Here is a 23,390-nt window from a genome sequence, read left to right on the forward strand (position 1 = left end):
GATGAGCACGCGCAAGGAACGGCTGAAGAAACTGGTCAAGGTGCAGGAGCAGCTGAAGGCCCTGCACGAGACGCGCCATGCGGCCTTCCTGGCGGCAGCGGCAACCGCCGAAACCGAGGCCAAGGAACTTGTCCAGCATTTCGACGCCGACCAGTCGATGGCGGTGCTGTTCCCTGACCTCTACCATCGCCGCATCGCCAATGCGCTGGTCCGGCAGGAAGCGAGCCTGGAAAGCGCCAGGCAGGAGGTCACGCTCATCGCCACTGCGACGGCGCGCACCAACATGGTGGAGCGCGCCTACAAGGACGTGCGCCGACAGGACGAACGCGAACGCTCCGACCGCGACCGGCTCGATCTGATCGCGCAGAGGCGAGGCGGCGAGTAGCTGCGTTCCAGTAAATGCAAGCATTTCCGGCGGTCTGTCGACAGGCTGGCTTGCGCGCATTGCACGTTCCGCGGCTTACCGCGATTTTAAACGCGTCAGCTTCGAGCGAGATGACCTCTGCAGCTGCGCAGCTCGATGTCCTACGAATAGGCTTTGGTTAGTGGCCGCTTTTTGAAGAACCGCCGAAGATTGGACAGCGTCCTTACAGCTGGTCTCTCCTCAAGCAGCAGATCAATAATCCCGTTGGCTGCGGCATCCGATCGAAAACGCTCTGCCCATTCTTCTGTCAGGCCATCGCGCTGGATCTGAATCGAAGAAGCTGGTCTCTCGGCTGGAGCTCCAACACCCATATGCTCAGCGACCGCTTCCAAAAAAGGTGTCGGATCCTCAAACATCTCCTCATAGACGACATGCTTGTGGGGCAGCCCAAGCATGTCGAGATATTTCGACCAGAACGAGTACCCATCTTCAAGAGAAATGCAGGCTCGGGAGATCTCCGCGAAATCGTAGGCGGCTTTCGCTCCCGTTCCCCTTGCTCTGTTGGTCCATTGCCTGGAAACACTGGCGCGATAGTACGAAATGGCCTGCCGGAGCCGGTCTCGCCGTTCAAGGAAAATCAACCCGATTTCGTGCTTCTTCAGCGTTTCAAACAGAAAGTCTTTCTCAAACTTTTCTCGCGTTTCACGCAGATGGCCAGGGAACAGCTTGATGGCGAAACGCCCGTTTTCTGACAATCCGGCCTTGAGGACGGCGCTTTCCAGCTCGTCATAAGAGCGGGCCACGAATTTGAGATGGTCTGGATCCAGCCATTCCCCGAAACACCCCATGGAACCTGTGGCATTCGCAAGGCTTCCAAGCCATTCGGAGCCGCTTCTCGGTACGGTTAAAAGCGCAACGCCCTTCAAAGAGTATCTCCTCCAACAGCAATGGGTTTATAACGGCGTTCCTCGCAGAACAAATCTCAATTTGCCGCTAGGCAAAGCCGAACGCCCGAAAAACAGTCGCCGGCCGGCGAGCAAGCGAACCGGCGCGCTCCTGTTCACCGGAAAGTTGCCGCAAGAAGGCGCCCGCGCCAAACTGCGGCTTGACCCGAACCTGCAAATCGCAACTGCTGATGTCGGGTGGGGGGCATACGGATGAAAGACATTTCAGTGATCATCCCTGCACACAATGCAGGGCGTTCGATCGCTTCGACGATCCGGTCGCTGGCTTCGGAAGCCGACCTCATCGAGGAAATCCTGATCGTCGACGACGGATCGACGGACGGCACCGCTGAAATCGCCGAACAGACCGGCCGGCAAAGCGGGCTTCCGGTGTTGGTCAAACGGGTGGACCGATTTCAGGCGGGCGCCGCCCGCAATGTCGGCATAAAGACAGCCGTCTCGCCATGGCTCTACTTCATCGACGCCGACGACATCCATCTGAAGGATGGGCTGCGCAACTTGCTGCGCAAGGGCACCGAGCATGGGAGCACCGGAATAGTGGTCGGCTCGTATATCAGGCGCACAGATGGCGTTGACCGGCTCATAGACGCGCCAGCCGGATATGGTCCATCAAAGCTCGAAAACGCAGGCAATTATCTCATTGACAAATGCGAGACGATCAATGTCGGCGCTGCCCTGATCAGAAGCCTGGCGATCGGCACAGTCCGCTTTCCCGAAGGCGTCGCCTATGAGGAGGACACACTGTTCTGGGCAAGGCTGTTGACCCAGGCCGGCGTCGACAAGGTGCCCAACCCGGTGCTGACCTACCAAATATCGACTGCACGGGCCGACAATCGGCTTTTGGTCCAGCCCGCTACGCAGTTTTTCATTTGGCGCAAGGCATTGCGCGAGCTTGGCACTGTTCGGATCGACGAGGATACATTGCGCAGGCGGGAAGCTCTTCTGGCCATCAAGATTGCCCGCGTCCATTACCTCCACGGCAGTTTCCGCACAGCCGAACGATTTCTCATGATCGCCAGGCCTTTGCCGAAGACCGCAAGGACGCAATGGCGGTTCTGGCGGTATCGGCTCAAGCTATGGCTCAATCGGTCGACGAGAACGCCTGAAGGGCCAGGTGGGTCGCACAAAGAGTCGCTGGATCTTCGAACGTAATCGGGCCGGCTTTCTTCAGGAGCGTGATGAACAGGTCGAAATTCTCAGCGGTTGTGGGCAGGCTATCGTGGGTGAGGATAACGCAATCCCGCTTCGCTCGAACTTCGCGAAGCGCGCTCCTGATCCACCCCTTCGGCTGGCGGTGAGGATCCCAATCGTTTGGATCCACATCCCACAGAAGGGTGCGATGCCCGAGTTCATCCGCAATCTCTGAAACGACCCGGCTCAAAGCCCCGAAAGGCGGACGAAAAATCTTCCCTCCCGGCGTGAATGCGGAAATCAGACTACCGGTGCTCTCGATCTCCTGGCGAACTTCCGTTGGTTTAAGCTCGGTCAGACGGCGATGCGAAAACGTATGGTTTCCGATCCGGTGTCCCGCATCGAAGACGCGCTGGACGATGGCCGGATGAGCGGCCACCTTTTCTCCAATCACGAAGAACGTAGCCTTGATCCGATGAAGGTCGAGCACCTTCAAAATCTGCTCGGTATGGCCGGGCTCCGGACCATCGTCGAGCGTAAGCCAGACGCGCTTCGGCAATTTCCCGGCGTCACGCTTCCGGGCGTCAAACGGTGATGAGAAGCGTGGGATTTTCATCTTGCCGGCCATGCACCCCGAAATAGTCAGGCTTCTGTTCCAATGCCCAGCCGCTGAAAGCAACTGCCTCGGCTCGGCGCATGTGGCCGTGTCTACCAAAGCTCTCCGACAAACAGGCGCGCCGCTTCCTCGTGCCCATCGGATAAGGAGGGGTCGCCGCCGAAAGCTTTGGCATGTGACGACCATGCTGCTTGCTGGCCCGGTGCTCGTGCCATGGCGATGGCTTCGACGAGCGCCCGAAAAGAGTACGCGCCGGCGATGACGACGCCGGCATCGGCCTTTTCGACCAAGGGAGCAAACCCGCACGTATCGGTGGTGATCACCGGAAGTGCATTCGCAAGGGCTTCGACGATGACCGTTCCCGTGGTTTCGATTCGGGCAGGATGAATGAGAAGATCCGCCGCAGCCATAACAGCCGGTATGTCGTCTCGGATTCCAATGATCTTTGTTCGGCCCCGGGCGTGTATTGTCACCTTCTGGATCAGGCGGCTGCCCATGCCGCTGACAGGCACGACGCCCACCACCACCCAGACCGAGTCGGGAAATGCCTCCAGCGCGGCCGCCACCCTGTCGAAGCCCTTTACCCAAGCCGAGGAGCCGATCGACAGCCATACCTTGCTGTTTGGCGCAATGCCCAATTCAGCCCGGATGCGTTCGCGCGTTCCGTCGGTGCGTAGATGCGGCATGCGCCTCGCCGGATCGAGATTGGGCGAAATGCGTCGAAACCGACTCTCCGGCGTTTTCCAGACGCTCTGATACTCATTTTGCTGGCGCTCGGTCAGCATGATGAGGCTGGTGCGCGAACTTGGCGAAAAGCAAAGCTGCTCCAGCCGCATCTGGGTTCGGTGGCGTGGTGAAAAAGGGCGCCACGCGCCTGTCTTGATCTTCGCGTAAGAGCGATCGCCGGAATAATAGATGTCGAGCATCGGAAGCTTGTTGAAACCGATGATCCGGTCAAACCCCTGGCGATGCGCCTTCAGCGCGGCGCCAAGCGCGATGTCCCTTCCGGGATTGGTTCGATTGTTGGTATCTACAATCTGGATCGAACAGCCGGGGTCTGCGATCGACCCGCGTATTTCCGTGGTCAGGATCGTAACCTCATGCCCCGCCGCCACGATATTCCTGGCGATAGAGAGGCAATCCCGTTGCAGCCCGCCGAAAGTCGACAGGTTGCTGATCGCTATCCCGAAGCGCATTCACCAGCCCTCGGAACGGAAGTAATCCCGGCAAAACACTATATTTGGCCCCCACAGTCGAAACGACTTGAAAACAAGGAATGCGACAAAAACAAGAATGTAGCGTTCACGCTTTGGTGAAAAACCTCGGAGTTTTCGAGCTTGTGAGGGGCTCCGGTATGCAATGGTGGATCGCGACCAACTGCGTGAAACACGTTGGCTTATAGGTACGCTATCGGCGTGTTCACTGTTGCATCGACGTCCAGTTCGGATTTCGATGTCTGCGCAGTGTCCGGATCGACCATCGACCTTGCCAACGCTGCCAGATTGGATCGCACCTGTTCCGCGCCGTAAAGTTGGCGTGCCCGTTCCTCCGCTGCAGCGCCGATGCTGGCCGACCTTTCATGGCTGCTCATCAACTCGACCATCGCTTCGGCAAAGGCCCCTTCCTCATTGGCAAGGACCACTTCCTTGCCATCGATGAAACCGAGCCCTTCCGCTCCGATGGAAGTTGAAACGACCGGTCGGCCGTACAGCGCAGCCTCAATGATCTTGATCCGCGTGCCGCCGCCACGCTTGACCGGACATACAACAACCCTTGCCTCCGCATAGGCAGATGCAAGATCCGTAACGAATCCTAGCGTCTCTACCCCTGCGCTGGCGTCATTTATTCCAAGTTCGCGGCCGCCATCACCGGCGATGAGGAGCCGCGCTCGCGGCAGCCGTGCCCGGACCAGCGGAAAAATCTTTCCAACAAGCCAGAGGATAGCCTCGGCATTCGGTGGATACCGGGTGTAGCCGACAAAAAGAGCCGTTGGCTCTGAAGGCATCGGGGAGCGGCCGGTCATCACGGCAGCATTGGGTGCGACTTCGATGCGGGCGCCCGGCGAAAGCTCTTCGACGATTTTGCGATCATGCTCGGAACACACGAGGCCCACTGTCGCAAACCCCGCGACGAGTCTTTCTGTCCGGCGTGCGACCGCGGACACCAGGCTCAGTTTAAGGCGTTTCGCGGGAGAGCGCTCCATCTGGCGAGACCTGCCAAGGGCGACATGTTCGAGGTCATCGAAGTCGACCAGCACCGGAGGCAAATCCATCACCGTGCGGATCAGAGCCGCTGTCGACGCCAATCGATGCGCCAGGATGAGGTCAGGCTTCAACTCGCTGATCGCCTGCTCAAGCCGGGAAACTTCCGCCATACGGCTGGACCGCATCGTGACCCGGCCCTCCGTGAAACTGACTGCGCCGCGCGTCGCGGCGATCACGTCGCGGATGCCAAGATCGCGCGGCCAGCGCCGGAACCGAGACGGCAGAGCGGGCGGTGAAATCAGTATGATCCGCCCGGCAACAGACCATGACCGCCGAAAATCCTCGACGGATTGACGTTGCCGGTCTTCGTTTTCGGACCAGTGCAACGGCCACATGAAAACGAAATCGACGGAACCGATACTACCCAGCGCGTCGGCGTGACGCCGGAGCCTCTGGAAGACGCCATGGACCATCTGGTCAGGCAGGTGGGGAAAATACTCCGACACGATCAGGGTTTTGATTGATTGCGTCACTTCGAATTTGCCCGGTTGCGGAACTGAGGTTTACGGGCTCTTTGCCGAGTAAAGGCGACGCTTGTCCCTGCCGTCCAGCCACCCTGTGAAGCGCCACCATGAAAGGCGATTGTCTCGTAAAGATGGCGCTGGGAGCGGTCCCCCGTTTCCGCCGCCGTTGCAACGTGGTTTCGCAGCAAGGGGAAGAAGCTCTGCGGTCCGTAGGCAGGCGCTGCGGCTTGCAAAGCGGCGCGAGGAGTGACAAGCCTGCCGGTGAACCTGCTGTCCAGGGCCTGCAAGGCGCAACAGCTGCGCGTCGTGGCACCGGCTTTCAACGCAAGAGCCCTTATGTCAGAGCGAGCCTGTACGGTCATCATTCCAACCTACAATCGCCTGCCTTATCTGCTGAAGGCGGTCGCCTCGGTTACGGCTCAGACGTTCGGCGACTGGGAGTTGCTCATTGTCGACGACGGAAGCACGGACGACACCTTGGCCGCTATCACTGCGCTCTCTCTGGCCGAGCCACGTCTGCGCATTCTGCGAAACCCCGGCACGAGCGGACCGGCCGGCGCGCGCAACGCCGCGATTCGCGAGGCGCGCGGACGGTATATCGCGTTTCTGGACAGCGATGATCGGTGGGACGACGACAAGCTGGCGCAATTCATTGCGGCGGCCAACACCCGGCCCGACGCGATCCTGATTGGCAGCGACTATCGCATGGTCGACGAGCTTGCCGACACGTCCATGACCGCCTGCGACATGATCTTCGGTACCATGATGCCGTGGTGGGAAACCTATGATCGGACCGCATCTCTTCTGCCATGCCGGGAACTCAAGGCGGACCGTTCCCTGCTGGCCCGCTCTGATGTCGTGCTGACCACGACCATCGCCGGATACCTTTGGATTCACACCTCCTCGACGATGGTTCGGCGCGACGCGATACTGGCGGCGGGAGGGTTCGATGAAAGCCTCGCCCGCACCGAGGACATCGACCTTTGGCTGCGGCTCAACACGCGCGGACCCTTCGTCTATATCGACCGGCAATTGGCGACCTATGACGTCACTGGGCGCGATACGGCAGAAGGCGAACGCTACCAGACGCATTCAGAATCACGACATCACGACGAATACACGGAGTGGAAGCACCATCTCGCGCTCATGCTGCGCATTCGAAAACAATACCGGCTTTCTCCAGCGCTTAACGTACTGATGGAAGACCGGCTCGACTATTTTGACAAAAATTGTGCCAGGGCCGCCTGGCGGACAGGCCGGAAAACCCTCTGGCTCAAGCACTGGATTTCGAGCCTGCGGCGGGCGATCGGGCTTGTGCGTTCCGATAGGTGAGAACGCGCGGAAATGGCTGCGGCAGGCCTGAGCCATCGAGCGGGATGTCAAGTGCCCTAAGGACCGCGGGCAAGCGTGCGCTGCGTGAGAAGCTGGTCGCCACGGTCTGCGCGGCAGCCTGACCAAGACGGCTCACCGTCGCTGCTTCGGCGTCCAGAAATTCCTTCAGCTTTTCGCCCAACAAGCTCGCCGTCGATATGTCGGACACAAAGCCGTTACTGCCGTCTTTGATCAGCTCCAGCGCGCTCGCCATGGGATGGGCGACACAGGGTAGGCCTGTGGCCATCGCCTCCAGCAGGCTGAGGGAAAAACCCTCGACTGAGCTGGCCAGGACGAAGAGGTCAAGCGCATGGTAGATCGCACGCGGATCGTTTTGCCAGCCGAGCAATTTGATCCGGTCAGCAGCTCCGGACGAGCGCACTTTGTTTTCCACTTCGGAGCGAAACCAGCCATCCCCGGCGATGATCAGAGCGACGTTGGCGGCGGGCCGACTCGCGCGAAGAGCCGAGAAAGCATCAATCAGGACATCGATATTTTTTTCCGGCCCGAACCGGCCGACATAGCCGATCGTTCGCACATCTTCTGACAGTGCAAGCCGTTCGCGCGCTTGGCGCCTTTCATTGACAGTCGGTGGTGCGAAGATGGGGTCTACCCAATTGGCACAGACACGGACCTTATGGGGAGCCATGTCAAACTCTTTCGTCGCGATCTCTGACAATTCGCTCGACACGCCGATGGAGCGTTGGACGCAGGCATTCATGACCGCGCCATATCTGCGCTTCGAAAACATGGATCGCCACGCGGCCTCGCGCGGCCTGTGTTCGATGGTGTAAATTCGCCGGCCCGCGGCCTTGGCCATGAGCAACTCGACGACAGGCGTTTCCGCGAAAGCCCCCCGGCAGAAAATGATGTCATGGCCGGGATGCCTGACCAGCACAGACCCCCAAAGGATGTATCTTGAGACCGGGAACCGTCTCGGTTTGACGATGAGCCTTTGATAAGAAAGGCCCTCGACAAGCTCTACATCGATTGTCTCAGGGGGAAGAAGGTCGGAAAAATAGTCAGTGTTGACTGAAATGATCTTGACGGGAAACCCAAGCGAAGCGGCGGTGTGGGCCACGTCGGCGGTATGGATATGAAGACCGCCAGGATCCCCGCTCCCGCCGACAAACAAGAGGCGTCTTCTTTTCACTTTGGGATCTCACTGAATCCGCCACTCTGGCGGTGATAAACCGCACAACGGGTGCGGTAAAGGATTGGGCCGGGATTACAAGTGGGATAGCCGCCTCGTCGAACAGGCTTCGGTAAGCAGGCCTTCACCGTCGGGGTCATTGAAGACCACCCGTGTGGACGGCCGCTATTGGCGCGTAGCAGACGAGCTGACAGCATTCCGCCTCCCCTCTCCCTCGCAAGCCTGCCACAAGCTTGTTGCGGCATGGTCGCTCAGGAAACCCGGCAAAGAGGCGGACTTTCTTGGCGATTTCTCCACCCAGTGACATCGTTCTCGATGTTGCCCGAGCCGTCGACCCGGCGCATATCGAGGCTGCCCGTGCCGCGCTGGCCAAGCGGGCCAACGGCGTTGGCGGTAATTTTTCTGTCAACATGGCTGCTTCGGTCGATGCCGGCTCGATCCTGTCGCGCGCTACCGCCGACAAGGCCGCCGCAAATGCCGATCCCGCCAGCAAGTTCAAGAAGTTCGAGGCGATGGTCTTGCAGACCTTCATCCAAAACATGCTGCCCAAGGACACCGAGGGCGTCTACGGCAAGGGGCTGGCCGGCGACATGTGGAAATCGCAGCTTGCCGAGCGTGTCGCCGACGTCATGGCCGAGCGCGGCGGGATCGGCATCGCCAAATCGCTGCTCGCCGACCACTACAAGGACGGCAAGCGCACCGTGCCGATCGGCCCGGTGTCAACCGGGCCGCACAAGACCGAGATCGACCAGCAGACCCGGCTGTCCACCTCGCTGGTCGAGGAATTGCAGCGCAAGGCCGCACGGTCGATGACCGGCGACGAGACGACCATCAAAACCGAAATCAAGATCTAGACCAGGATTTTCAATGGCCGATTTTTCAAAATACTCTTCCAACCTGCCGGCGCGTACGTCCGAAGCCCCGATCCCGTTTGCACGGCCGGGCAACCTTGCCGCCATCATCGGTCGCATCGAGGAAGCGGTCGAGGAAGAGACGGCCGGTTTGAAGAACGACACCAGCTATGACCTCAAGGCCTCCAACGCCCGCAAGAGCCGCTACCTCTATGAGCTGACCCGCGCCATGAAGGGCGCCAACGAGATCGAATTCCTGGAACAGCATCGCGACAGTCTGGCGCGGCTGCGCCAGAAGCTCTCGAAAAACGAGGCTGCAATCCTCGCCCACCTCAACGCGGTCAACGAAGTCGCCACGCTGTTGAAGAACGCCATTCAGCGCGCCGAAGCCGACGGCACCTATTCGGCCGGCGAATTCGGTTGGGCGAGCTGATGATCTCGGCACCAGGCGGGAACAACCGGTGATCAAATTCATCGCCGCCGCGATCTGGATCTGCGCCGCCACGCTGGGCGCCGTGTTCTATTCGTTCCAGGCGGCCGGTGAGCGCGGCGTCGGCGAGACGCCGAAACCGATGCTGGGTGGCCTCGACTACGTCAAGACCGACATCATCTCGGTGCCGCTGATCCGCGATTCCAAGATCGACGGCTATTTCCTCACCAAGCTCGTCTACACGGTCGAGCCGGCCGAGATAAAGAAGATGTCGATTCCGGCCGAAGCCCTGATGACCGATCAGGTCTATTCCTATCTCTACTCCAATCCTCAGATCGACTTCACCAAGAAGGAAACCATCGATCTCGATGCCTTCCGCAAGGCCATACGCGACACCGTCAACGCCCGCGTCGGCGCCGACCTGGTGCATGAAGTGCTGATCGACCAGGTCAACTTCCTGACCAAGGACGAAATCCGCGACAACGCCATGCGCCGCCGCAAGGATCCGGCCACGCCGACCGAACCGGCCCCGGCGGAATCGGCCCAGGCCGAGGCGGCGAAGCCCGCTGCTGAACACTAACCTTCGTCGCAGGGCGAATGTTCTCTGCCGCATTCCTTCCGACTGAAACGAGATGACGCATCGCGCGTTGACGTTTACGTCAACTCGAAGCTATATGCGCCAAGCGACCAGATCGCGGTACGCGCGAGACAGTGACTTCGGCGGAGGCCGGTCACTGAAGCGCGGCAAAACGCAACGAGACCAGGAGAACAGTCATGAGCGTTCAGGATATTGCCGAGAAGATGAGGTCGCGCGTGGCGAGCGCCGGGTTCGAACATTCCGTGAAGTTCGATACCGGCAGCAACGGCGTCATCGTCATCGACGGCGCAACCGTCTCGACCACCGACGCGCCGACCGACTGCACCATAAAGCTGTCGCTCGACGATCTGGATTCGCTGATCGCCGGCGACCTCAACCCGACCATGGCGTTCATGTCCGGCAAGATAAAGGTCGAAGGCGATATGTCGGTCGCCATGGCGCTCAGCCAACTGATCGGCTGAGCCCTTCGCAAAAACAAAACGCCGCCCTCGCTGAAATGCAAAGGACCGGCGGCGTTTGTTTGTGGACAATCAGGCGGCCAGCGACAGCCTCTGTGCCTTGAGCTTGCGACCTGCAGCCTTCAGCGTGCCATGCGCGCCGTCGAGCGCACCATCGATCAGTTCCAGCGCCAGCAGGCGGTGCCGCTCGTACGGACCAGGCATGGCGAGCGCGCCGGTCTTCTCCGCCGAGAAGCCGAAGCGGCCATAGTAAGGCGCATCGCCGACCAGCAGCACCGCGGCATGGCCGAGACGCGCGGCCTCGGCCAAAGCATGGCGCATCAGCGCCGAGCCGATGCCGGCGTTCTTCAGCGCCGGATCGACGGCGAGCGGTCCGAGCAGAAGTGCTCCCGGGCCACCCTCGCCCAGACGCACGTCCCACAGCCGCACCGTACCAGCAACCGCGCCGGTTGCATCGCGCACGACAAAAGCGAGACCTTCGGAAGGCCGGCGGCCACGCCGCAGCTTCTCCGACGATTTCTTGCGCCGCATCGGCCCCATGGCGCGATCGAGCAACGCTTCACGCGATGCAATGTCTGCCGCAGTTTCGGCGACGATGGGAATGGCGCCGGCCATCTCCCCCTTGAGGGGGGAGAATCCAATGCCGTCAATGTAATTTACAATGTCCATTTCCGCGATCCTTCACGAGCGGAGCTTGTTCCACAGGCGAACCCGGGCGGACGCAAACGTCCGCCTGGGGTGATCTGAAGGCCGAAGCCGTCAGATCACGTAGGATCGGAGAGGCTCGAAGCCGTTGAAGGCGACCGCCGAGTAGGTGGTCGTGTAGGCGCCGGTGCCTTCGATCAGCACATCGTCGCCGATGGTCAGCGACAGAGGCAGCGGATACGGCGTCTTCTCGTACATCACGTCGGCCGAATCGCAGGTCGGGCCGGCGAGCACGCAAGGTGCGGTCTCCGAACCGTCATGGCGGGTGACGATCGGATAGCGGATCGCCTCGTCCATCGTCTCGGCCAGACCGCCGAACTTGCCGATGTCGAGGAACACCCAGCGCACATTGTCGTTTTCGGCCTTCTTCGAGATCAGCACGACTTCCGACTTGATGACGCCGGCATTGCCGACCATGCCGCGGCCCGGCTCGATGATGGTCTCGGGGATCGCATTGCCGAAATGCTTGCGCAGCGCCGAGAAGATGGCCTGGCCATAGGCCTGGGCCGCCGGCACGTCACGCAGATAGCGCGTCGGGAAACCGCCGCCCATATTGACCATCTTCAGGACGATGCCTTCGTCGGCGAGCGTGGCGAACACCTTCTTGGCGTCGGCCAGCGCACGGTCCCACGCCGTCAGGTCGGTCTGCTGCGAGCCGACATGGAACGACACGCCATAGGCGTCGAGGCCGAGCGTCCTGGCATGGCGCAGCACGTCGACGGCCATCGCCGGCACGCAGCCGAACTTGCGCGACAGCGGCCACTCGGCGCCTTCGCCGTCGGTCAAAACGCGGCAGAACACGCGCGCGCCGGGAGCGACGCGGGCGATCTTGTCGACCTCCTCGACGCAGTCGACGGCAAACAGCCGAATGCCGAGCTGGTAGGCGCGTGCAATGTCACGCTCCTTCTTGATGGTGTTGCCGAAGGAGATGCGGTCCGCCGGCGCACCGGCGTCCATCGCCATCTCGACCTCGGCAACGGAAGCGGTGTCGAAGGACGAGCCCATCGCAGCAAGCAGGCGCAGGATCTCCGGCGCAGGGTTTGCTTTCACCGCATAGTAGATTCTGGAATCGGGCAGCGCCTTCTCGAAGGCACGGAAATTGTCGCGCACGACATCGAGGTCGACGACGAGGCAGGGGCCGGACGGACGTCGGGTGGCGAGGAAGTCGAGGATGCGCTGGGTGGCCATCGGGGTCTCTCCATTAACGCCTTGCGGCGCGCAATAAGGCTGCGGGACGCGGGCTTTCGGCCTCGCGAACACGCGGTCAAACAAAGGCGGGACGGAAATCCATGGAACCAGCCGGTGGAGACCCCGGAACCATGAAACGCCGTCTCGCGGCGGTGAACCTTGGCCTTGCCCGGCCTCGGTTCGCTTTGTCTGCCTTGGCTTGGATGGGAGACCCGTCCGCACTGCCGGCAATGAAGGTGTGCCTCTTCAGTAACCCCGGTCTTTGGACAACCGGCAGAACACCAGAAAGGCCCGCACCGTCGTTGCTTCAAGGTGTCCTCGGGCTTGCGGTTGGCCGCTAGACCGACTGGAGGGGTTGGCTCCAGTTACCTTACCGATTTCCCTCACCATTCGAGGATCGGCGGACACCCACAGGCACGTGCGACTTTGGGCAAGCGCGATATAGGGTCGAAAGATTTCACAATCAATAAAAATCGTATCCCAGGTTGTAAAATTCCTGCCATCGAACAATGCTGCGCCAACCGTATACGGATATCGAACGATGACAGGCACGCACGGCCCGCTCAACGCCTTTCTCGACCTGCGTCGCATGCCGGTGGCCAATGCGGAACTGGGGCCGCTGGCAGGGCTCAGGCTGGCGGTAAAGGACATTTACGACGTCGCCGGCTACCGCACCGGTTGCGGCAATCCGGTGAAGTTCGACGAGGCGCATGCCGCGTCCAGCACGGCACCGGCCGTGCAGATGATTCTCGACGCCGGCGCGCGCTTCATCGGCAAGACGCAGACCGACGAGTTCGCTTTCTCGCTGATGGGCCAGAACGCGCATTTTCCGTTTCCGGTGAACCCGGCCGCTCCCGATCGCGTCACCGGCGGTTCCTCGTCAGGCTCAGCGGCGGCGGTGGCCGGCAAGCTTGCCGATATCGCTACCGGCTCGGACACCGGCGGCTCGATCCGCGCCCCGGCGAGCTTTTGCGGATTGATCGGGCTGCGCACCACGCATGGCCGCATTTCGCTCGAAGGCACGATGAAGCTGGCGCCGAGCTTCGACACATTCGGCTGGTTCGCCGACGACATCGAGACCTATGAGACGATCGGCAAATTGCTGCTCGGCCGCGACCCGCATCCATATCCGCTCACCCGGCCGCTTTCGATCCGCTGGCTGGACGCTTTCGTGGCCCGCCCCGCTGAGGCAGCCGAATATGCCAGGATGAGAGCGCTGGCCGCCAGTCTTATCGGTGAGCCGGCGCCGGTAGAGTACAGCTTCGCCTCCTTCCCCGACGAGCTCTACTGGTGCTTTCGCCGCCTCCAGGCCGCCGAGGCCTGGCAGCAGCATGGCACCTGGATCATTTCTGGCGAGCGCGATCTCGGGCCGGGCGTCGAGGAGCGCTTTGGTTTTGGCCGCACGATCGACGAAAAGACCGCGCGGGCCGAGGCGGTGCGCCGCCTGACGTTCCGCTCCGAGCTAGCCGCGCTGCTCGGCCAGGACGGGTTTCTTGTCCTGCCCACCGTTCCAGGCCCCGCACCTCTGGTCAAAAGCGAGCTGCAGCAGCTCCAGGCCTACCGCGAAAGGGCCTTGCATCTTTTGTGCCTTTCGGGTCTTTCAGGCTTTCCGCAAATCACCCTGCCGCTGGGCTCGGTTGACGGTGCCCCTTTCGGCCTCTCGCTGCTCGGCCCTCCCGGCAGCGACATTGCCCTGATACGGCTCGGCCGGCGAATTCTCGATGCGGCACGAAAGGCTTGATGATGGATACACTGACCCGCATGCGCGCCTTCATCGATGTCGTCGAGGCCGAAGGCTTTTCGGCGGCCGCGCGCAAGATCGGTCGCTCCAAGGCGCTGCTGTCGAAATATGTGCGCGAACTCGAAGACGAACTCGGCGCGCTGCTACTCAACCGCACCACGCGGCAGTTCTCGTTGACTGAGGCCGGCCATACCTATTACAGCCGCGCTTCGGAAATCGTGCGCGAGGTCGACAGCCTAGCCGACGCCGTGCGCGAATCCTCCGGCGACGTGCGCGGCAGGATCAAGCTCTCCGCGGCGCGCACCTTCGCCGACGCGCCGATAGGCCAATCGCTCATCGACTTCGCCAAACAGCATCCCGACATCGTGCTCGACATCCATCTCGACGACCGTTTTGTCGATCTGGTCGAGGAAGGTTTCGATCTTGCCGTGCGCATCTCGCGCCTGGAGAACTCATCGCTGATCGCCCGCCGCCTGGGGCCGTTTTCGATCAAGCTTTGCGCCTCGCCGGAGCTGATCGCCAAGCACGGCAAGCCGACGCGCCCGCAGGATCTCGCCAACTTGCCCTGCATCGTCGACACCAATGGCCGCTCGCTCGCCAACTGGCGCTTCAGGGGCGATGGCGAGGAGTCAGTCAGTGTCAACGTATCGGGTCCGATCGAGGTCAACAGCCCGATGGCCGCGCGAGCCGCCGCCGTGTCCGGTCTGGGCTTCACCATCCTGCCGGATTTCATCGCCGCGCCCGACCTCGCATCCGGGCTGCTGGTGTCCTTGCTCGACGACCGCATCCAGTCGGGCAGCGGCATTTTCGCCGTCTACCCGCACCGCCGCTATCTGCCGGCCAAGGTCCGTGTCTTCGTCGATTTCCTGGTGCAATGGTTCAGGAACCGCGAGAGCGCTTGAGCCGGTCCTGCCGTGCCGCGGTCCCAATTTCGCCCCGTTTCTGGTAACCTCTCGAAATCTCTCCGGGGCCGATGGAACAGCGACCGAGAATGCATCTGAAACGGCACGCAATCATGCTGGCTTCGGCCCTGGCGACGACTTTTGCCTCCGTCGGAGCGGCTGGCGCGCATCCTCATGTCTTCGCCGAGGCCCGCCTCGACGTGATCCTCTCGCCGGATCACCAAAGTGTGAAAGCGCTGCGTCACCTCTGGCGTTTCGATGATCTGTTTTCGAGTACGGTGATGATGGAGTTCGACAAGAACTCCGACCTGAAGCTTGACGACAAGGAGCTGAAGGATGTCGCCGACACCGTTCATGCCTCGCTGGCCGAATTCAACTATTTCCAGCTCGTCACCGTCGACGGCAAGGACGTGCCTATGACGCCGCCACCGCATCTGATGGCCAATTTCGACAACGACCAGTTGATCATCCTGTTCGAATCCGAACCCAAGGTGCCGATCAAGCTCGCCGGCAAGATCGATTTCGGCGTCTACGATCCAACCTTCTACACAGCGATCGACTTCACCGAGGATAGCAACATCACCGTGGAAGGCCTGCCCTCGAACTGCACCAAGAGCGTCATCCGGCCGGATCCAGACGAGGCGATCAAGGAAAACCAGAAGACCCTGACGGACGCGTTCTTCAACGACCCGACAGGCACCGACATGAGCAAGATCTTCGCCACCAAGCTCGAACTGAATTGCCCGCCAGAAGGATAGATCCGGTGATGAAACCGTCCCTGCGTTTGGCATTCGGCCTCGTGGCCGCTGCCCTGCTGATGACGCACTTTCTCGGGCAGGCCCATGCCCAGAGCTCACTCGGCATCGGTGTCAATGACGGCATGGCGCCCACCACCGGCCCGTTCGCCCACATCCTGATGTGGATCAATCTGCGCCAGCAGGAATTCTACCGCGCATTGGCCACGGCGATGAAAGCAATGCGCGAGGACGGCAGCAAGATGTGGCTGCTGATCGGCCTGTCCTTCGCCTACGGCATTTTCCACGCCGCCGGCCCCGGCCACGGCAAGGCGGTGATCTCGTCCTACATGGTGGCCAATGAAGTGGCGCTCAGGCGCGGTATCCTGCTGTCCTTCGTCTCGGCGCTGCTGCAGGGCCTGACCGCGATCCTGCTGATGCTGCTTGCCTATTTCGTCCTGCGCGGCACCGCCATCTCGATGACCGACGCAGCCTGGTTCATGGAGATCATGAGCTATGTCTTCGTCACTTTGTTCGGCGCCTGGCTGCTGTGGCGCAAGCTCGGGCCTACGGTCCTGCGCTGGTTCGGCAAGGCGCCCGCCTACAGCCTGTCGGCAGCCCACGCCGGTCATTCCCATGGCGGCCATTCGCATGCCGCTCACAGCCACGCGGCGCATGCGCATTCGCATGCCTTGCATGTGCATCACGACCATTCGCATGATCATCACGATCACGCTGCGCACGACCACGACACACACGATCATTCCCATCACGACCACGCTCATCACGATCACGCCGCTCACGATCACCCAGCCGGCGAGGTCTGTGATACGTGCGGCCACTCACATGCGCCCGATCCGGCGCTGCTGTCGGGCGACCGCTTCGACTGGCGCACGGCCTGGTCGGCTGTAGCCGCCGTCGGCATCCGCCCCTGCTCCGGCGCGCTGATTGTGCTGAGCTTCGCTTTGCTCAACGGCCTGTGGCTCGGCGGCCTGCTGTCGGTGCTGGCGATGTCGATTGGAACCGCCATCACAGTCTCGGCGCTGGCAACGATCGCAGTCACCGCCAAGAACTGGGCGGTCTATTTCGCCGGCGATGGCCGCATGGGCAACCGCATCCACACAGTCGTCGAAATCGGCGGCGCCACCTTCGTCTTCCTGTTCGGGCTGTTGCTGTTGTCGGCGAGCCTGTCCGGAGCTGTGTGACCTCGGCGGGTCAGGCCTGACCCGCGATCATTACGCCCAGCTCATCCTCGATATGAGCGCGGATGATTTCATCGAAACTGTTTTCGGCGCTGAAGCCGAGGTCCCTTGCACGGCGCGCCTCGAAGCGCGTCGGCCAACCCTTGACGATGGCCCAGATCGTTTCGTCGGGCTCCTCACGGATCAGGCTCGCCACCTCGGCGCCTGCAGTGCGCTCCAGCGCCTCGATCTGCTCGCCGACGGTGACGGCAACGCCGGGCATGGTGAGGTTGCGGCGCGGCCCGACAGCGGCACCGTCGAGCCCGGCGGCATGGATCAGGAAACCGACCGCAGAGCGCGGGCTGGCATGGGTGTGCAGCACCGAGCGCGGCACCGGCAGGATCGCCTCGTGGCCGCTCAGCGGCTCGCGGATGATGCCGGAGAAGAAACCTGACGCCGCCTTGTTCGGCTTGCCGGGCCGCACGCAGATGGTCGGCAGCCTTATGCCGATGCCGTCGAAGAAGCCGCGCCTGGAATAGTCGGCCAGCAGCGCTTCGCTCATCTGCTTCTGCGTGCCGTAGGAGGTCAGCGGCGTCGGATGGAAGTCGTCCGGGATGACATCGGGGAACGGCGCGCCGAACACCGCGATCGACGAGGTGAAGACCAGACGCGGCGAAAAGCCCGCCAGCCGGACCGCATCGAACAGAGCCCGTGTGCCGTCGAGATTGACGCGGTAGCCGAGATCGAAATTCGCCTCCGCCTCGCCCGACACGATGCCGGCGAGATGGAACATGACGTCGGGGCGTGAGGCGACCAGGCTCTCGGCAGCACCGGAGTCGGCAAGGTCGCCGGTATGCGTGGCGATGCTGACGCCGTCCATCGCCGGCGCCTGCGGCGGCACGATGTCGTGCAGGTCGAGCCCGGTGATCTTGCGGCCGTTGAGCGTGCCGTCCTTGGCCAGCCGGTCGACAAGTTTGCGGCCGACCATGCCGGCGGCGCCAGTAATCAGGATGCGCATTTCAAAGCCTCTTATTTGCCCTTGTTCTGGCTGCGACCCCGCAACCAGAACACCAGAAAGAATGCCAGCACGAAGGCGATGCCGACGATGCCGGCAAGTACGGTCGAGACATTGCCGACGGCCAGCATCACGGTCGGCAGATAGAACGCCGCGATGCCGAACAGCAGCATGATCCAGGCTGCGGCAATCAGCGCGTTTCGCGTGTCGCGATCCATCATGCCGTCCCGCCACAGCGGGAACTCGTCAACTCGGATGCCAATGCCATGAAATTCCCTGTCAGTGATAATGGCCGTGATGCGGTGGCGCACCATGGTCGTGGTCATGATCGTGCTCGTCATGGCTGTCGGCGCACTGGCCGAATTCCGGTTCGACCGTCGCGTGGCTGATGCCGTGTTCGGCGGCGAGCCGCTTCTTGATGGCGCTGACCGCCTGGTGCGGATCGACGCCATCGTTGAGGCAGGCATGCAGCGTCGCCATGTTGCTGGAGCCGTCCAGCGACCAGACATGCATATGGTGCACCTCGCGCACGCCCTTGACGGTGCCGGCAATGTCCTTGGCGATGATGTCGCGGTCGAGGCTTGCCGGTACGCCTTCGAGAAGGACGTGGGCGGCTTCGCGCATCAATGACCATGCGGTGGACAGGATCAGCACCGAGACCAGCACCGACAGAATCGGGTCGATCGGCGTCCAGCCGGTGGCCAGGATGACCAGCGCCGCCACGATCGCCGCCGCCGAACCGAGCAGGTCGCCCAGCACATGCAGGATGGCGCCGCGCATGTTGAGGCTGTCGCGGTCGCCGCCATGCAGCACGAAGAACGAGGCGAAGTTTACCAGAAGGCCGGCGATCGCCACCACCAGCATCGGCCCGCCCAGCACCGGCGCCGGCGTCATCAGCCGGCCCCAGGCTTCGTAGACGATCCACAGCGCAATCGCGAAGATGGCAATGCCGTTGGTGTAGGCAACCAGCGTCTTGACTCGGCCGAAGCCGTAGGTGAGGCGCACCGTCGCCGGCCGCCCGCCAAGATGGAAGGCGTACCAGGCAAGGCCAAGCGCGATCGAGTCGGCGAGCATGTGGCCGGCGTCGGCCAGCAGCGCCAGCGATCCCGTCAAAAGGCCGCCAAGCCCTTCGGCCACCATGAAGCCGGCGGTCAGGCAGGCTGCGATCAGCACACGCTTCTTGTCGGTCGAGCCATGCACGTGGCCGGCGCCATGCCCAGCATGCAAACCATGATCATGGCTGTGCGCCATCGGAAAAAACTCCTGTTACGCGCCGAACTCGGCGCGGAAATCCTCGAGCCGCCGCTTCTGCCGGCCTTCGCCATCGAAATTGGCAGGATCGAGCCATGCCTCATAGGCTTTGCGCAGCGCCGGCCATTCCTTGTCGATGATCGAGTACCATGCCGTATCGCGGTTTTCACCCTTGACCACAAGATGCTGGCGGAAAATGCCCTCGAACTTGAAGCCGAACCGCTCCGCAGCGCGCTTCGAAGGGTCGTTGCGGTTGTTGCATTTCCACTCGTAGCGGCGATAGCCGAGCCCGTCGAAAATGTACTTCATGAACAGGAACTGCGCCTCGGTCGCTGCCGGCTTGCGCGAGATCAGCGGCCCCCAATAGATGTTGCCGATCTCGATGACGCCATAGGTGGGATCGATGCGCATCAGCGTCTGTCGCCCGGCGACCTTGCCGCTGGCCTTGTCGATGACGGCGAAGAACAGCGGATCCTCGCTCGCCTCGACCTTGTCTAGCCATGGCTGGAAATCGGCGCGGGTTTGTGGCGGGTAGTCGGGCAGCCAGGCAAAGCGTCCATCGATGTCGGGCACGGACGACGCCTCGTACAACCCATCGCCGTGCTTTTCGGTGCTCAGCGGTTCGAGCCGGACATAGCGGCCGTCAATGGGCTTGCGCTCGGGCCGCGGACGCGCTTGCCAATCTTTGAGATTTTCCGACACGCAAAACTCCAATCCGTTTGACTTTTGTGAGCAGACGCTCACAAAAACGCGACCTAACAGCAAGAACCACACGGACGGGAAAAATGCTCCACACGATTTCGGCCTTCGACCGCCTCGGCGAGGAAAACGCCTTTGCCGTGCTGGCGCGGGCGACCGCACTGGCTCAACAGGGCCGCGATATCGTCAATCTCGGCATCGGCCAGCCCGACTTCAAAACGCCGCAGCACATTGTCGACGCAGCGATCAAGGCGCTGCGCGACGGTCACCATGGCTACACCCCGGCCAACGGCCTGCTGGCGACGCGCGAAGCGGTGGTGCGGCGCACGCTGGCCACCACCGGCGTCGAGGTCTCGCCGGAAAATGTGATGATCCTGCCCGGCGGCAAGCCGACCATGTTCGCGGCGATCCTGATGTTCGGCGAACCCGGCGCCGAGATCCTCTATCCCGACCCTGGCTTTCCCATCTATCGCTCGATGATCGAGTTCACCGGCGCCGCGCCCATTCCGGTGCCGATCCGCGAAGAGAACGGCTTTGCCTTCTCGGCCGAGGAGACGCTGGGGCTGATCACCTCGAAGACGAGGCTGCTAATCCTCAACTCACCGGCCAACCCGACCGGCGGCGTCACGCCGCGCGCCGAGATCGAGAAGCTGGTGGAGGGGCTGCAAGCGCATCCGCAGGTCGCTATCCTCTCCGACGAAATCTACGACGTCATGACCTATGACGGCGAGACGCATTTTTCGCTGCTCAATTTTCCGGAAATTCGCGACCGGCTGATCGTGCTCAACGGCTGGTCGAAGACATGGGCGATGACCGGCTGGCGCATGGGCTGGTCGATCTGGCCGAATGGCGACAAGGGCGCGCATCTCTACGACAAGGTGCGCAAGCTGGCGGTCAATTGCTGGTCCTGCGTCAACGCGCCGAGCCAGTTCGCCGGCATCGCCGCCATCGACGGCCTGCAGGACGATGTCGACAAGATGATGCGCGCCTTCGACAACCGCAGGAAGATCGTGGTCGAGGGGCTGAACGCGCTGCCCGGCGTCTCCTGCATCACGCCCAAGGGCGCATTCTATGCCTTCCCGAATGTTTCGAAGACCGGCTGGAAGGCCAAGAAGCTCGCCTCGGCACTGCTCGAGGAGGCCGGCGTGGCGCTGATCGGCGGCCCCGATTTCGGCATTCTCGGCGAAGGCTACATCAGGCTCTCCTACGCCAATTCCGAAGAGAACATCTTGCGCGCGCTGGAGCGGATCGAGTCGTTTTTGAAGAGGTAGGCCTTCGGCTCTTCACCCACGCCCCACGAACGGCATCTTGGTCGCCATCACCGTCATGAACAGCACATTGGCATCGAGCGGCAGGCTGGCCATGTGGACGACGGCGTCGGCGACGCGCTGGACGTCCATCACCGCTTCGGCGGCGATGGTGCCATTGGCCTGCGGCACGCCGACCGTCATTGCGTGCGCCATATCGGTCAGCGCGTTGCCTATGTCGATCTGGCCGCAGGCGATGTCATAGGGCCGGCCGTCGAGCGCCAGCGTCTTGGTCAGCCCCGATATGGCGTGCTTGGTCGCGGTGTAGGGCACCGAGCCCGGCCGTGGCGCATAGGCCGACACAGAGCCATTGTTGATGATGCGGCCGCCCATTGGCTTTTGCTTGCGCATGACGCCGAAGGCGGCGCGGGCGCATAGGAACGATCCGGTGAGATTGACGCCGACAATATCGTTCCAGACCTCGACCGGGATCTCGTCGATCGGCGTCGACTTGTAGCTCATGCCGGCATTGTTGAAGAGCAGGTCGACGCGGCCGAAGGCTGCGGCCACCGTCTCGAACAGGTCATCGACTTCGCCGGCCTTGCTGATGTCGCAGGCAACTGCCAGCGCCTTGGCGTCCGCTTTCCCGGCTTCGGTAATGGCGGCGTCGAGCACCGCTTTGCGGCGGCCGCAAAACACCGTGTTCCAGCCCGCCTTGAGCAGCGCCGTGGCGACGCTCTTGCCGATGCCGGTGCCGGCGCCGGTGACGATGGCGGTTTTCTCTGTGAGGGCTGTCATGGATTTTGCTCCTGCGCGCCGCGCATCCCCGGCACAGATCGGGGTGCATCCGAATGCACCGACCCATCGCAAATGAGGGCGATCATGGCAAGCCGGACACTAATGCATGTCGCTCAAAAGTGGCCCCGGTTCTGAGAGAACGACATGCATCCGGACAAAAACATGAAGCGCCACGCGCTTTATGTGATCGGTCCGACAAAAAGGGCGGTCATTGGCGACCGCCCCCTGATCTGAACCGGGCTTGGGAGGAGGAAAAGCCGATCCGACTAACTAAAATCATGCGCTTCCTCGGTAAACGAGAAGTTAACGCTTTTCCCGCCGCGGCTGCGTTGTCTACCAGCGCGGGTTCGGCGCCGTGCCTGACGGAACCGGCACCTTGGCCGCCGACACCGTCGCCTCGACATGATCGACGAGCGCATCCGGCAGGCCGAGCCGGCCGGCGAGCAGGTCGAGATAGCCGCGTTCGGCGCGCGTATCGGGGTCGATCGTCAGTCGGGACGCCGTGTAGAGCTCGAGCCTCTGCTCATCGGTCTTGGCGCCTGCGACCAGCGTATCGAGGTCGAGCGGGCTGTCCAGCTCGGCCATCAGAAACTTTTCCGCTTCCGTGCCGATGCCGGCCAGACTGAGCTTGCCGGCGATCTTTTGGCGTTCCGCGTCATCGACATGGCCATCGGCCTTGGCCGCCGAGATCATCGCCCGCACCAGGGTCAGCGTGAACTCGTCCTCCCCCTGTGGCGCCTGTGAAGGATGAAAGCCGGTGTCGGCGGGCGGCGGCAGCAATTCCGGCTGGCCGGCCGCCGGCGCCTGCTCGGGTGCATTGCCGGCCTTGTAATTCTGGTAGGCCTTGTAGGCGAGACCGCCGATCGCAGCCAGTCCGCCGAGCTTCACGGCCGTGCCGGTGACCTGCCGTCCCGTGCCGGTTCCAAGCAGCACCGCGGCCAGCGCACCGGCGGCCAGCGGATTGTCCTTGGCCATCTGCACAGCCTGCCCGGCCTTGTCGCGAACGGTGCCGGTTGTGCCGGGAACTTGCGAGCCGAGCAGATCGTCGAGAAGCTTCTTGGGGTCGAACATGGTGCCTCCAGAAAAGGGCCCGCGCCAACGTGGACGGGCAGGTTTTGGACGTTGCAGACGTAGGTCCCGATTGTTGACATTACAATGACGGACCGGCGCTTTGCTATCGGCGCCGGCAATGCCGCAAATCAAATTCGATGTGTCGAAACCCGCCTCGGCTTCGGTTAGTGTCGCCGCAACGTCGGCGAGGGAG

General features: G+C 62.1%; 25 protein-coding genes. 12 read left to right on the forward strand and 13 right to left on the reverse strand.

Annotated features, from left to right (window positions below):
• Position 1: 1 nt before the first annotated feature.
• Positions 2-385 (forward strand): hypothetical protein, encoded by a 384-nt coding sequence (locus X771_RS162845; RefSeq protein WP_023686375.1) that lies wholly within the window; start codon positions 2-4, stop codon positions 383-385.
• Positions 386-525: 140 nt separating this feature from the next.
• On the opposite strand, the gene X771_RS162840 is transcribed toward X771_RS162845, so the two are convergent.
• Positions 526-1,290 carry a Stf0 family sulfotransferase gene (locus X771_RS162840; protein WP_023686376.1) on the reverse strand — a complete coding sequence of 255 codons (765 nt, stop codon included), beginning with the start codon at positions 1,288-1,290 and terminating at the stop codon, positions 526-528.
• 231 nt (positions 1,291-1,521) lie between these two features.
• Between X771_RS162840 and X771_RS162835 the strand changes: the two genes are divergently transcribed.
• A complete protein-coding gene (locus X771_RS162835) occupies positions 1,522-2,481 on the forward strand; it encodes a glycosyltransferase family 2 protein (RefSeq protein WP_023686377.1) in 960 nt (319 codons plus the stop codon).
• Here the strand turns inward: X771_RS162835 and X771_RS1000000166230 are convergent.
• The 3 genes from X771_RS1000000166230 to X771_RS162820 all read right to left on the reverse strand — a co-directional run bounded on the left by X771_RS1000000166230 (position 2,411) and on the right by X771_RS162820 (position 5,813).
• Complete coding sequence (locus X771_RS1000000166230) at positions 2,411-3,088, reverse strand: polysaccharide deacetylase family protein (RefSeq protein ID WP_198025803.1); 678 nt, start codon at positions 3,086-3,088, stop codon at positions 2,411-2,413. The genes X771_RS162835 and X771_RS1000000166230 overlap by 71 nt on opposite strands.
• A gap of 80 nt (positions 3,089-3,168) precedes the next feature.
• Positions 3,169-4,272, reverse strand: a complete 1,104-nt coding sequence (locus X771_RS162825) for a glycosyltransferase family 4 protein (protein WP_023686379.1) — start codon at positions 4,270-4,272, stop codon at positions 3,169-3,171.
• Positions 4,273-4,472: 200 nt separating this feature from the next.
• A complete protein-coding gene (locus X771_RS162820) occupies positions 4,473-5,813 on the reverse strand; it encodes a glycosyltransferase (RefSeq protein ID WP_023686380.1) in 1,341 nt (446 codons plus the stop codon).
• 237 nt (positions 5,814-6,050) lie between these two features.
• Here X771_RS162820 and X771_RS162815 point away from each other — a divergent pair, with 237 nt between their 5' ends.
• Entirely contained in the window at positions 6,051-7,136 is a 1,086-nt protein-coding gene (locus X771_RS162815) for a glycosyltransferase (RefSeq protein WP_023686381.1), read from the forward strand.
• Here the strand turns inward: X771_RS162815 and X771_RS162810 are convergent.
• Entirely contained in the window at positions 7,078-8,328 is a 1,251-nt protein-coding gene (locus X771_RS162810; protein WP_156935961.1) for a glycosyltransferase family 4 protein, read from the reverse strand. The two genes, X771_RS162815 and X771_RS162810, sit on opposite strands and share 59 nt — an antisense overlap.
• 281 nt (positions 8,329-8,609) lie before the next feature.
• On the opposite strand from X771_RS162810, the gene X771_RS162805 reads away from it, so the two are divergent.
• From X771_RS162805 to X771_RS162790, 4 genes are all read left to right on the forward strand, one after another.
• Positions 8,610-9,182, forward strand: coding sequence for a rod-binding protein (locus X771_RS162805; RefSeq protein ID WP_023686383.1), 573 nt, complete (start codon positions 8,610-8,612; stop codon positions 9,180-9,182).
• 13 nt (positions 9,183-9,195) lie between these two features.
• Positions 9,196-9,612 (forward strand): hypothetical protein, encoded by a 417-nt coding sequence (locus X771_RS162800; protein ID WP_023686384.1) that lies wholly within the window; start codon positions 9,196-9,198, stop codon positions 9,610-9,612.
• Positions 9,613-9,640: 28 nt separating this feature from the next.
• Positions 9,641-10,189 carry a hypothetical protein gene (locus X771_RS162795; protein ID WP_023683275.1) on the forward strand — a complete coding sequence of 183 codons (549 nt, stop codon included), beginning with the start codon at positions 9,641-9,643 and terminating at the stop codon, positions 10,187-10,189.
• A gap of 194 nt (positions 10,190-10,383) precedes the next feature.
• Positions 10,384-10,668: an SCP2 sterol-binding domain-containing protein gene (locus tag X771_RS162790; protein WP_023683274.1), complete on the forward strand. Its 285-nt coding sequence runs from the start codon at positions 10,384-10,386 to the stop codon at positions 10,666-10,668.
• 69 nt (positions 10,669-10,737) lie between these two features.
• Here X771_RS162790 and X771_RS162785 read toward each other — a convergent pair whose 3' ends face one another.
• Both X771_RS162785 and odc2 read right to left on the reverse strand, forming a co-directional pair.
• Positions 10,738-11,280: an N-acetyltransferase gene (locus X771_RS162785; RefSeq protein WP_023686385.1), complete on the reverse strand. Its 543-nt coding sequence runs from the start codon at positions 11,278-11,280 to the stop codon at positions 10,738-10,740.
• Between the two features lie 144 nt (positions 11,281-11,424).
• The gene (gene odc2, locus X771_RS162780) at positions 11,425-12,558 is read right to left on the reverse strand and encodes an ornithine/lysine decarboxylase (RefSeq protein ID WP_023671923.1); all 1,134 of its coding nucleotides are present in this window, start codon (positions 12,556-12,558) and stop codon (positions 11,425-11,427) included.
• Positions 12,559-13,099: 541 nt separating this feature from the next.
• On the opposite strand from odc2, the gene X771_RS162775 reads away from it, so the two are divergent.
• From X771_RS162775 to X771_RS162760, 4 genes are all read left to right on the forward strand, one after another.
• The gene (locus X771_RS162775; RefSeq protein ID WP_023686386.1) at positions 13,100-14,299 is read left to right on the forward strand and encodes an amidase; all 1,200 of its coding nucleotides are present in this window, start codon (positions 13,100-13,102) and stop codon (positions 14,297-14,299) included.
• Between the two features lie 2 nt (positions 14,300-14,301).
• Positions 14,302-15,201: a LysR family transcriptional regulator gene (locus X771_RS162770; RefSeq protein WP_023686387.1), complete on the forward strand. Its 900-nt coding sequence runs from the start codon at positions 14,302-14,304 to the stop codon at positions 15,199-15,201.
• Between the two features lie 89 nt (positions 15,202-15,290).
• The gene (locus X771_RS162765; protein ID WP_023671926.1) at positions 15,291-15,959 is read left to right on the forward strand and encodes a DUF1007 family protein; all 669 of its coding nucleotides are present in this window, start codon (positions 15,291-15,293) and stop codon (positions 15,957-15,959) included.
• Positions 15,956-17,140: a nickel/cobalt transporter gene (locus X771_RS162760; RefSeq protein ID WP_023686388.1), complete on the forward strand. Its 1,185-nt coding sequence runs from the start codon at positions 15,956-15,958 to the stop codon at positions 17,138-17,140. Before X771_RS162765 ends, X771_RS162760 begins: the two co-directional genes overlap by 4 nt.
• A gap of 10 nt (positions 17,141-17,150) precedes the next feature.
• Here the strand turns inward: X771_RS162760 and denD are convergent, their stop codons facing one another.
• Genes denD through X771_RS162740 form a run of 4 tightly spaced genes read right to left on the reverse strand, consistent with a single transcriptional unit; the run spans position 17,151 to position 20,084 of the window.
• The gene (gene denD / locus X771_RS162755) at positions 17,151-18,134 is read right to left on the reverse strand and encodes a D-erythronate dehydrogenase (protein WP_023686389.1); all 984 of its coding nucleotides are present in this window, start codon (positions 18,132-18,134) and stop codon (positions 17,151-17,153) included.
• Positions 18,135-18,145: 11 nt separating this feature from the next.
• Positions 18,146-18,352, reverse strand: a complete 207-nt coding sequence (locus X771_RS162750) for a hypothetical protein (protein ID WP_023686390.1) — start codon at positions 18,350-18,352, stop codon at positions 18,146-18,148.
• A gap of 58 nt (positions 18,353-18,410) precedes the next feature.
• Complete coding sequence (locus tag X771_RS162745) at positions 18,411-19,382, reverse strand: cation diffusion facilitator family transporter (RefSeq protein ID WP_023686391.1); 972 nt, start codon at positions 19,380-19,382, stop codon at positions 18,411-18,413.
• Positions 19,383-19,397: 15 nt separating this feature from the next.
• Positions 19,398-20,084, reverse strand: coding sequence for a GNAT family protein (locus X771_RS162740; protein ID WP_023686392.1), 687 nt, complete (start codon positions 20,082-20,084; stop codon positions 19,398-19,400).
• Between the two features lie 83 nt (positions 20,085-20,167).
• On the opposite strand from X771_RS162740, the gene X771_RS162735 reads away from it, so the two are divergent.
• Positions 20,168-21,352 (forward strand): pyridoxal phosphate-dependent aminotransferase, encoded by a 1,185-nt coding sequence (locus X771_RS162735; RefSeq protein WP_023686393.1) that lies wholly within the window; start codon positions 20,168-20,170, stop codon positions 21,350-21,352.
• Positions 21,353-21,364: 12 nt separating this feature from the next.
• On the opposite strand, the gene X771_RS162730 is transcribed toward X771_RS162735, so the two are convergent.
• On the reverse strand, positions 21,365-22,126 hold the full coding sequence (locus X771_RS162730) for an SDR family oxidoreductase (protein ID WP_023671933.1): 762 nt from the start codon (positions 22,124-22,126) through the stop codon (positions 21,365-21,367).
• 333 nt (positions 22,127-22,459) lie between these two features.
• Positions 22,460-23,197, reverse strand: a complete 738-nt coding sequence (locus tag X771_RS162725) for a tellurite resistance TerB family protein (RefSeq protein WP_023671935.1) — start codon at positions 23,195-23,197, stop codon at positions 22,460-22,462.
• Between the last annotated feature and the right edge of the window lie 193 nt (positions 23,198-23,390).

The organism is Mesorhizobium sp. LSJC269B00, assembly GCF_000502815.1.
Taxonomy (GTDB): domain Bacteria; phylum Pseudomonadota; class Alphaproteobacteria; order Rhizobiales; family Rhizobiaceae; genus Mesorhizobium.

What these genes read in the sequence shown, in the direction of transcription:
- X771_RS162835 (WP_023686377.1), top strand. Translation starts at nt 1,522, where the DNA reads ATGAAAGACATTTCAGTGATCATCCCTGCACACAATGCAGGGCGTTCG.
- X771_RS162800 (WP_023686384.1), top strand. Translation starts at nt 9,196, where the DNA reads ATGGCCGATTTTTCAAAATACTCTTCCAACCTGCCGGCGCGTACGTCC.
- X771_RS162790 (WP_023683274.1), top strand. Translation starts at nt 10,384, where the DNA reads ATGAGCGTTCAGGATATTGCCGAGAAGATGAGGTCGCGCGTGGCGAGC.
- X771_RS162750 (WP_023686390.1), bottom strand. Translation starts at nt 18,352, where the DNA reads ATGATGGATCGCGACACGCGAAACGCGCTGATTGCCGCAGCCTGGATC.
- denD (WP_023686389.1), bottom strand. Translation starts at nt 18,134, where the DNA reads ATGCGCATCCTGATTACTGGCGCCGCCGGCATGGTCGGCCGCAAACTT.
- X771_RS162775 (WP_023686386.1), top strand. Translation starts at nt 13,100, where the DNA reads ATGACAGGCACGCACGGCCCGCTCAACGCCTTTCTCGACCTGCGTCGC.
- X771_RS162845 (WP_023686375.1), top strand. Translation starts at nt 2, where the DNA reads ATGAGCACGCGCAAGGAACGGCTGAAGAAACTGGTCAAGGTGCAGGAG.
- X771_RS162745 (WP_023686391.1), bottom strand. Translation starts at nt 19,382, where the DNA reads ATGGCGCACAGCCATGATCATGGTTTGCATGCTGGGCATGGCGCCGGC.
- X771_RS162785 (WP_023686385.1), bottom strand. Translation starts at nt 11,280, where the DNA reads ATGGCCGGCGCCATTCCCATCGTCGCCGAAACTGCGGCAGACATTGCA.
- X771_RS1000000166230 (WP_198025803.1), bottom strand. Translation starts at nt 3,088, where the DNA reads ATGGCCGGCAAGATGAAAATCCCACGCTTCTCATCACCGTTTGACGCC.
- X771_RS162725 (WP_023671935.1), bottom strand. Translation starts at nt 23,197, where the DNA reads ATGTTCGACCCCAAGAAGCTTCTCGACGATCTGCTCGGCTCGCAAGTT.
- X771_RS162765 (WP_023671926.1), top strand. Translation starts at nt 15,291, where the DNA reads ATGCATCTGAAACGGCACGCAATCATGCTGGCTTCGGCCCTGGCGACG.
- odc2 (WP_023671923.1), bottom strand. Translation starts at nt 12,558, where the DNA reads ATGGCCACCCAGCGCATCCTCGACTTCCTCGCCACCCGACGTCCGTCC.
- X771_RS162730 (WP_023671933.1), bottom strand. Translation starts at nt 22,126, where the DNA reads ATGACAGCCCTCACAGAGAAAACCGCCATCGTCACCGGCGCCGGCACC.
- X771_RS162735 (WP_023686393.1), top strand. Translation starts at nt 20,168, where the DNA reads ATGCTCCACACGATTTCGGCCTTCGACCGCCTCGGCGAGGAAAACGCC.
- X771_RS162770 (WP_023686387.1), top strand. Translation starts at nt 14,302, where the DNA reads ATGGATACACTGACCCGCATGCGCGCCTTCATCGATGTCGTCGAGGCC.
- X771_RS162825 (WP_023686379.1), bottom strand. Translation starts at nt 4,272, where the DNA reads ATGCGCTTCGGGATAGCGATCAGCAACCTGTCGACTTTCGGCGGGCTG.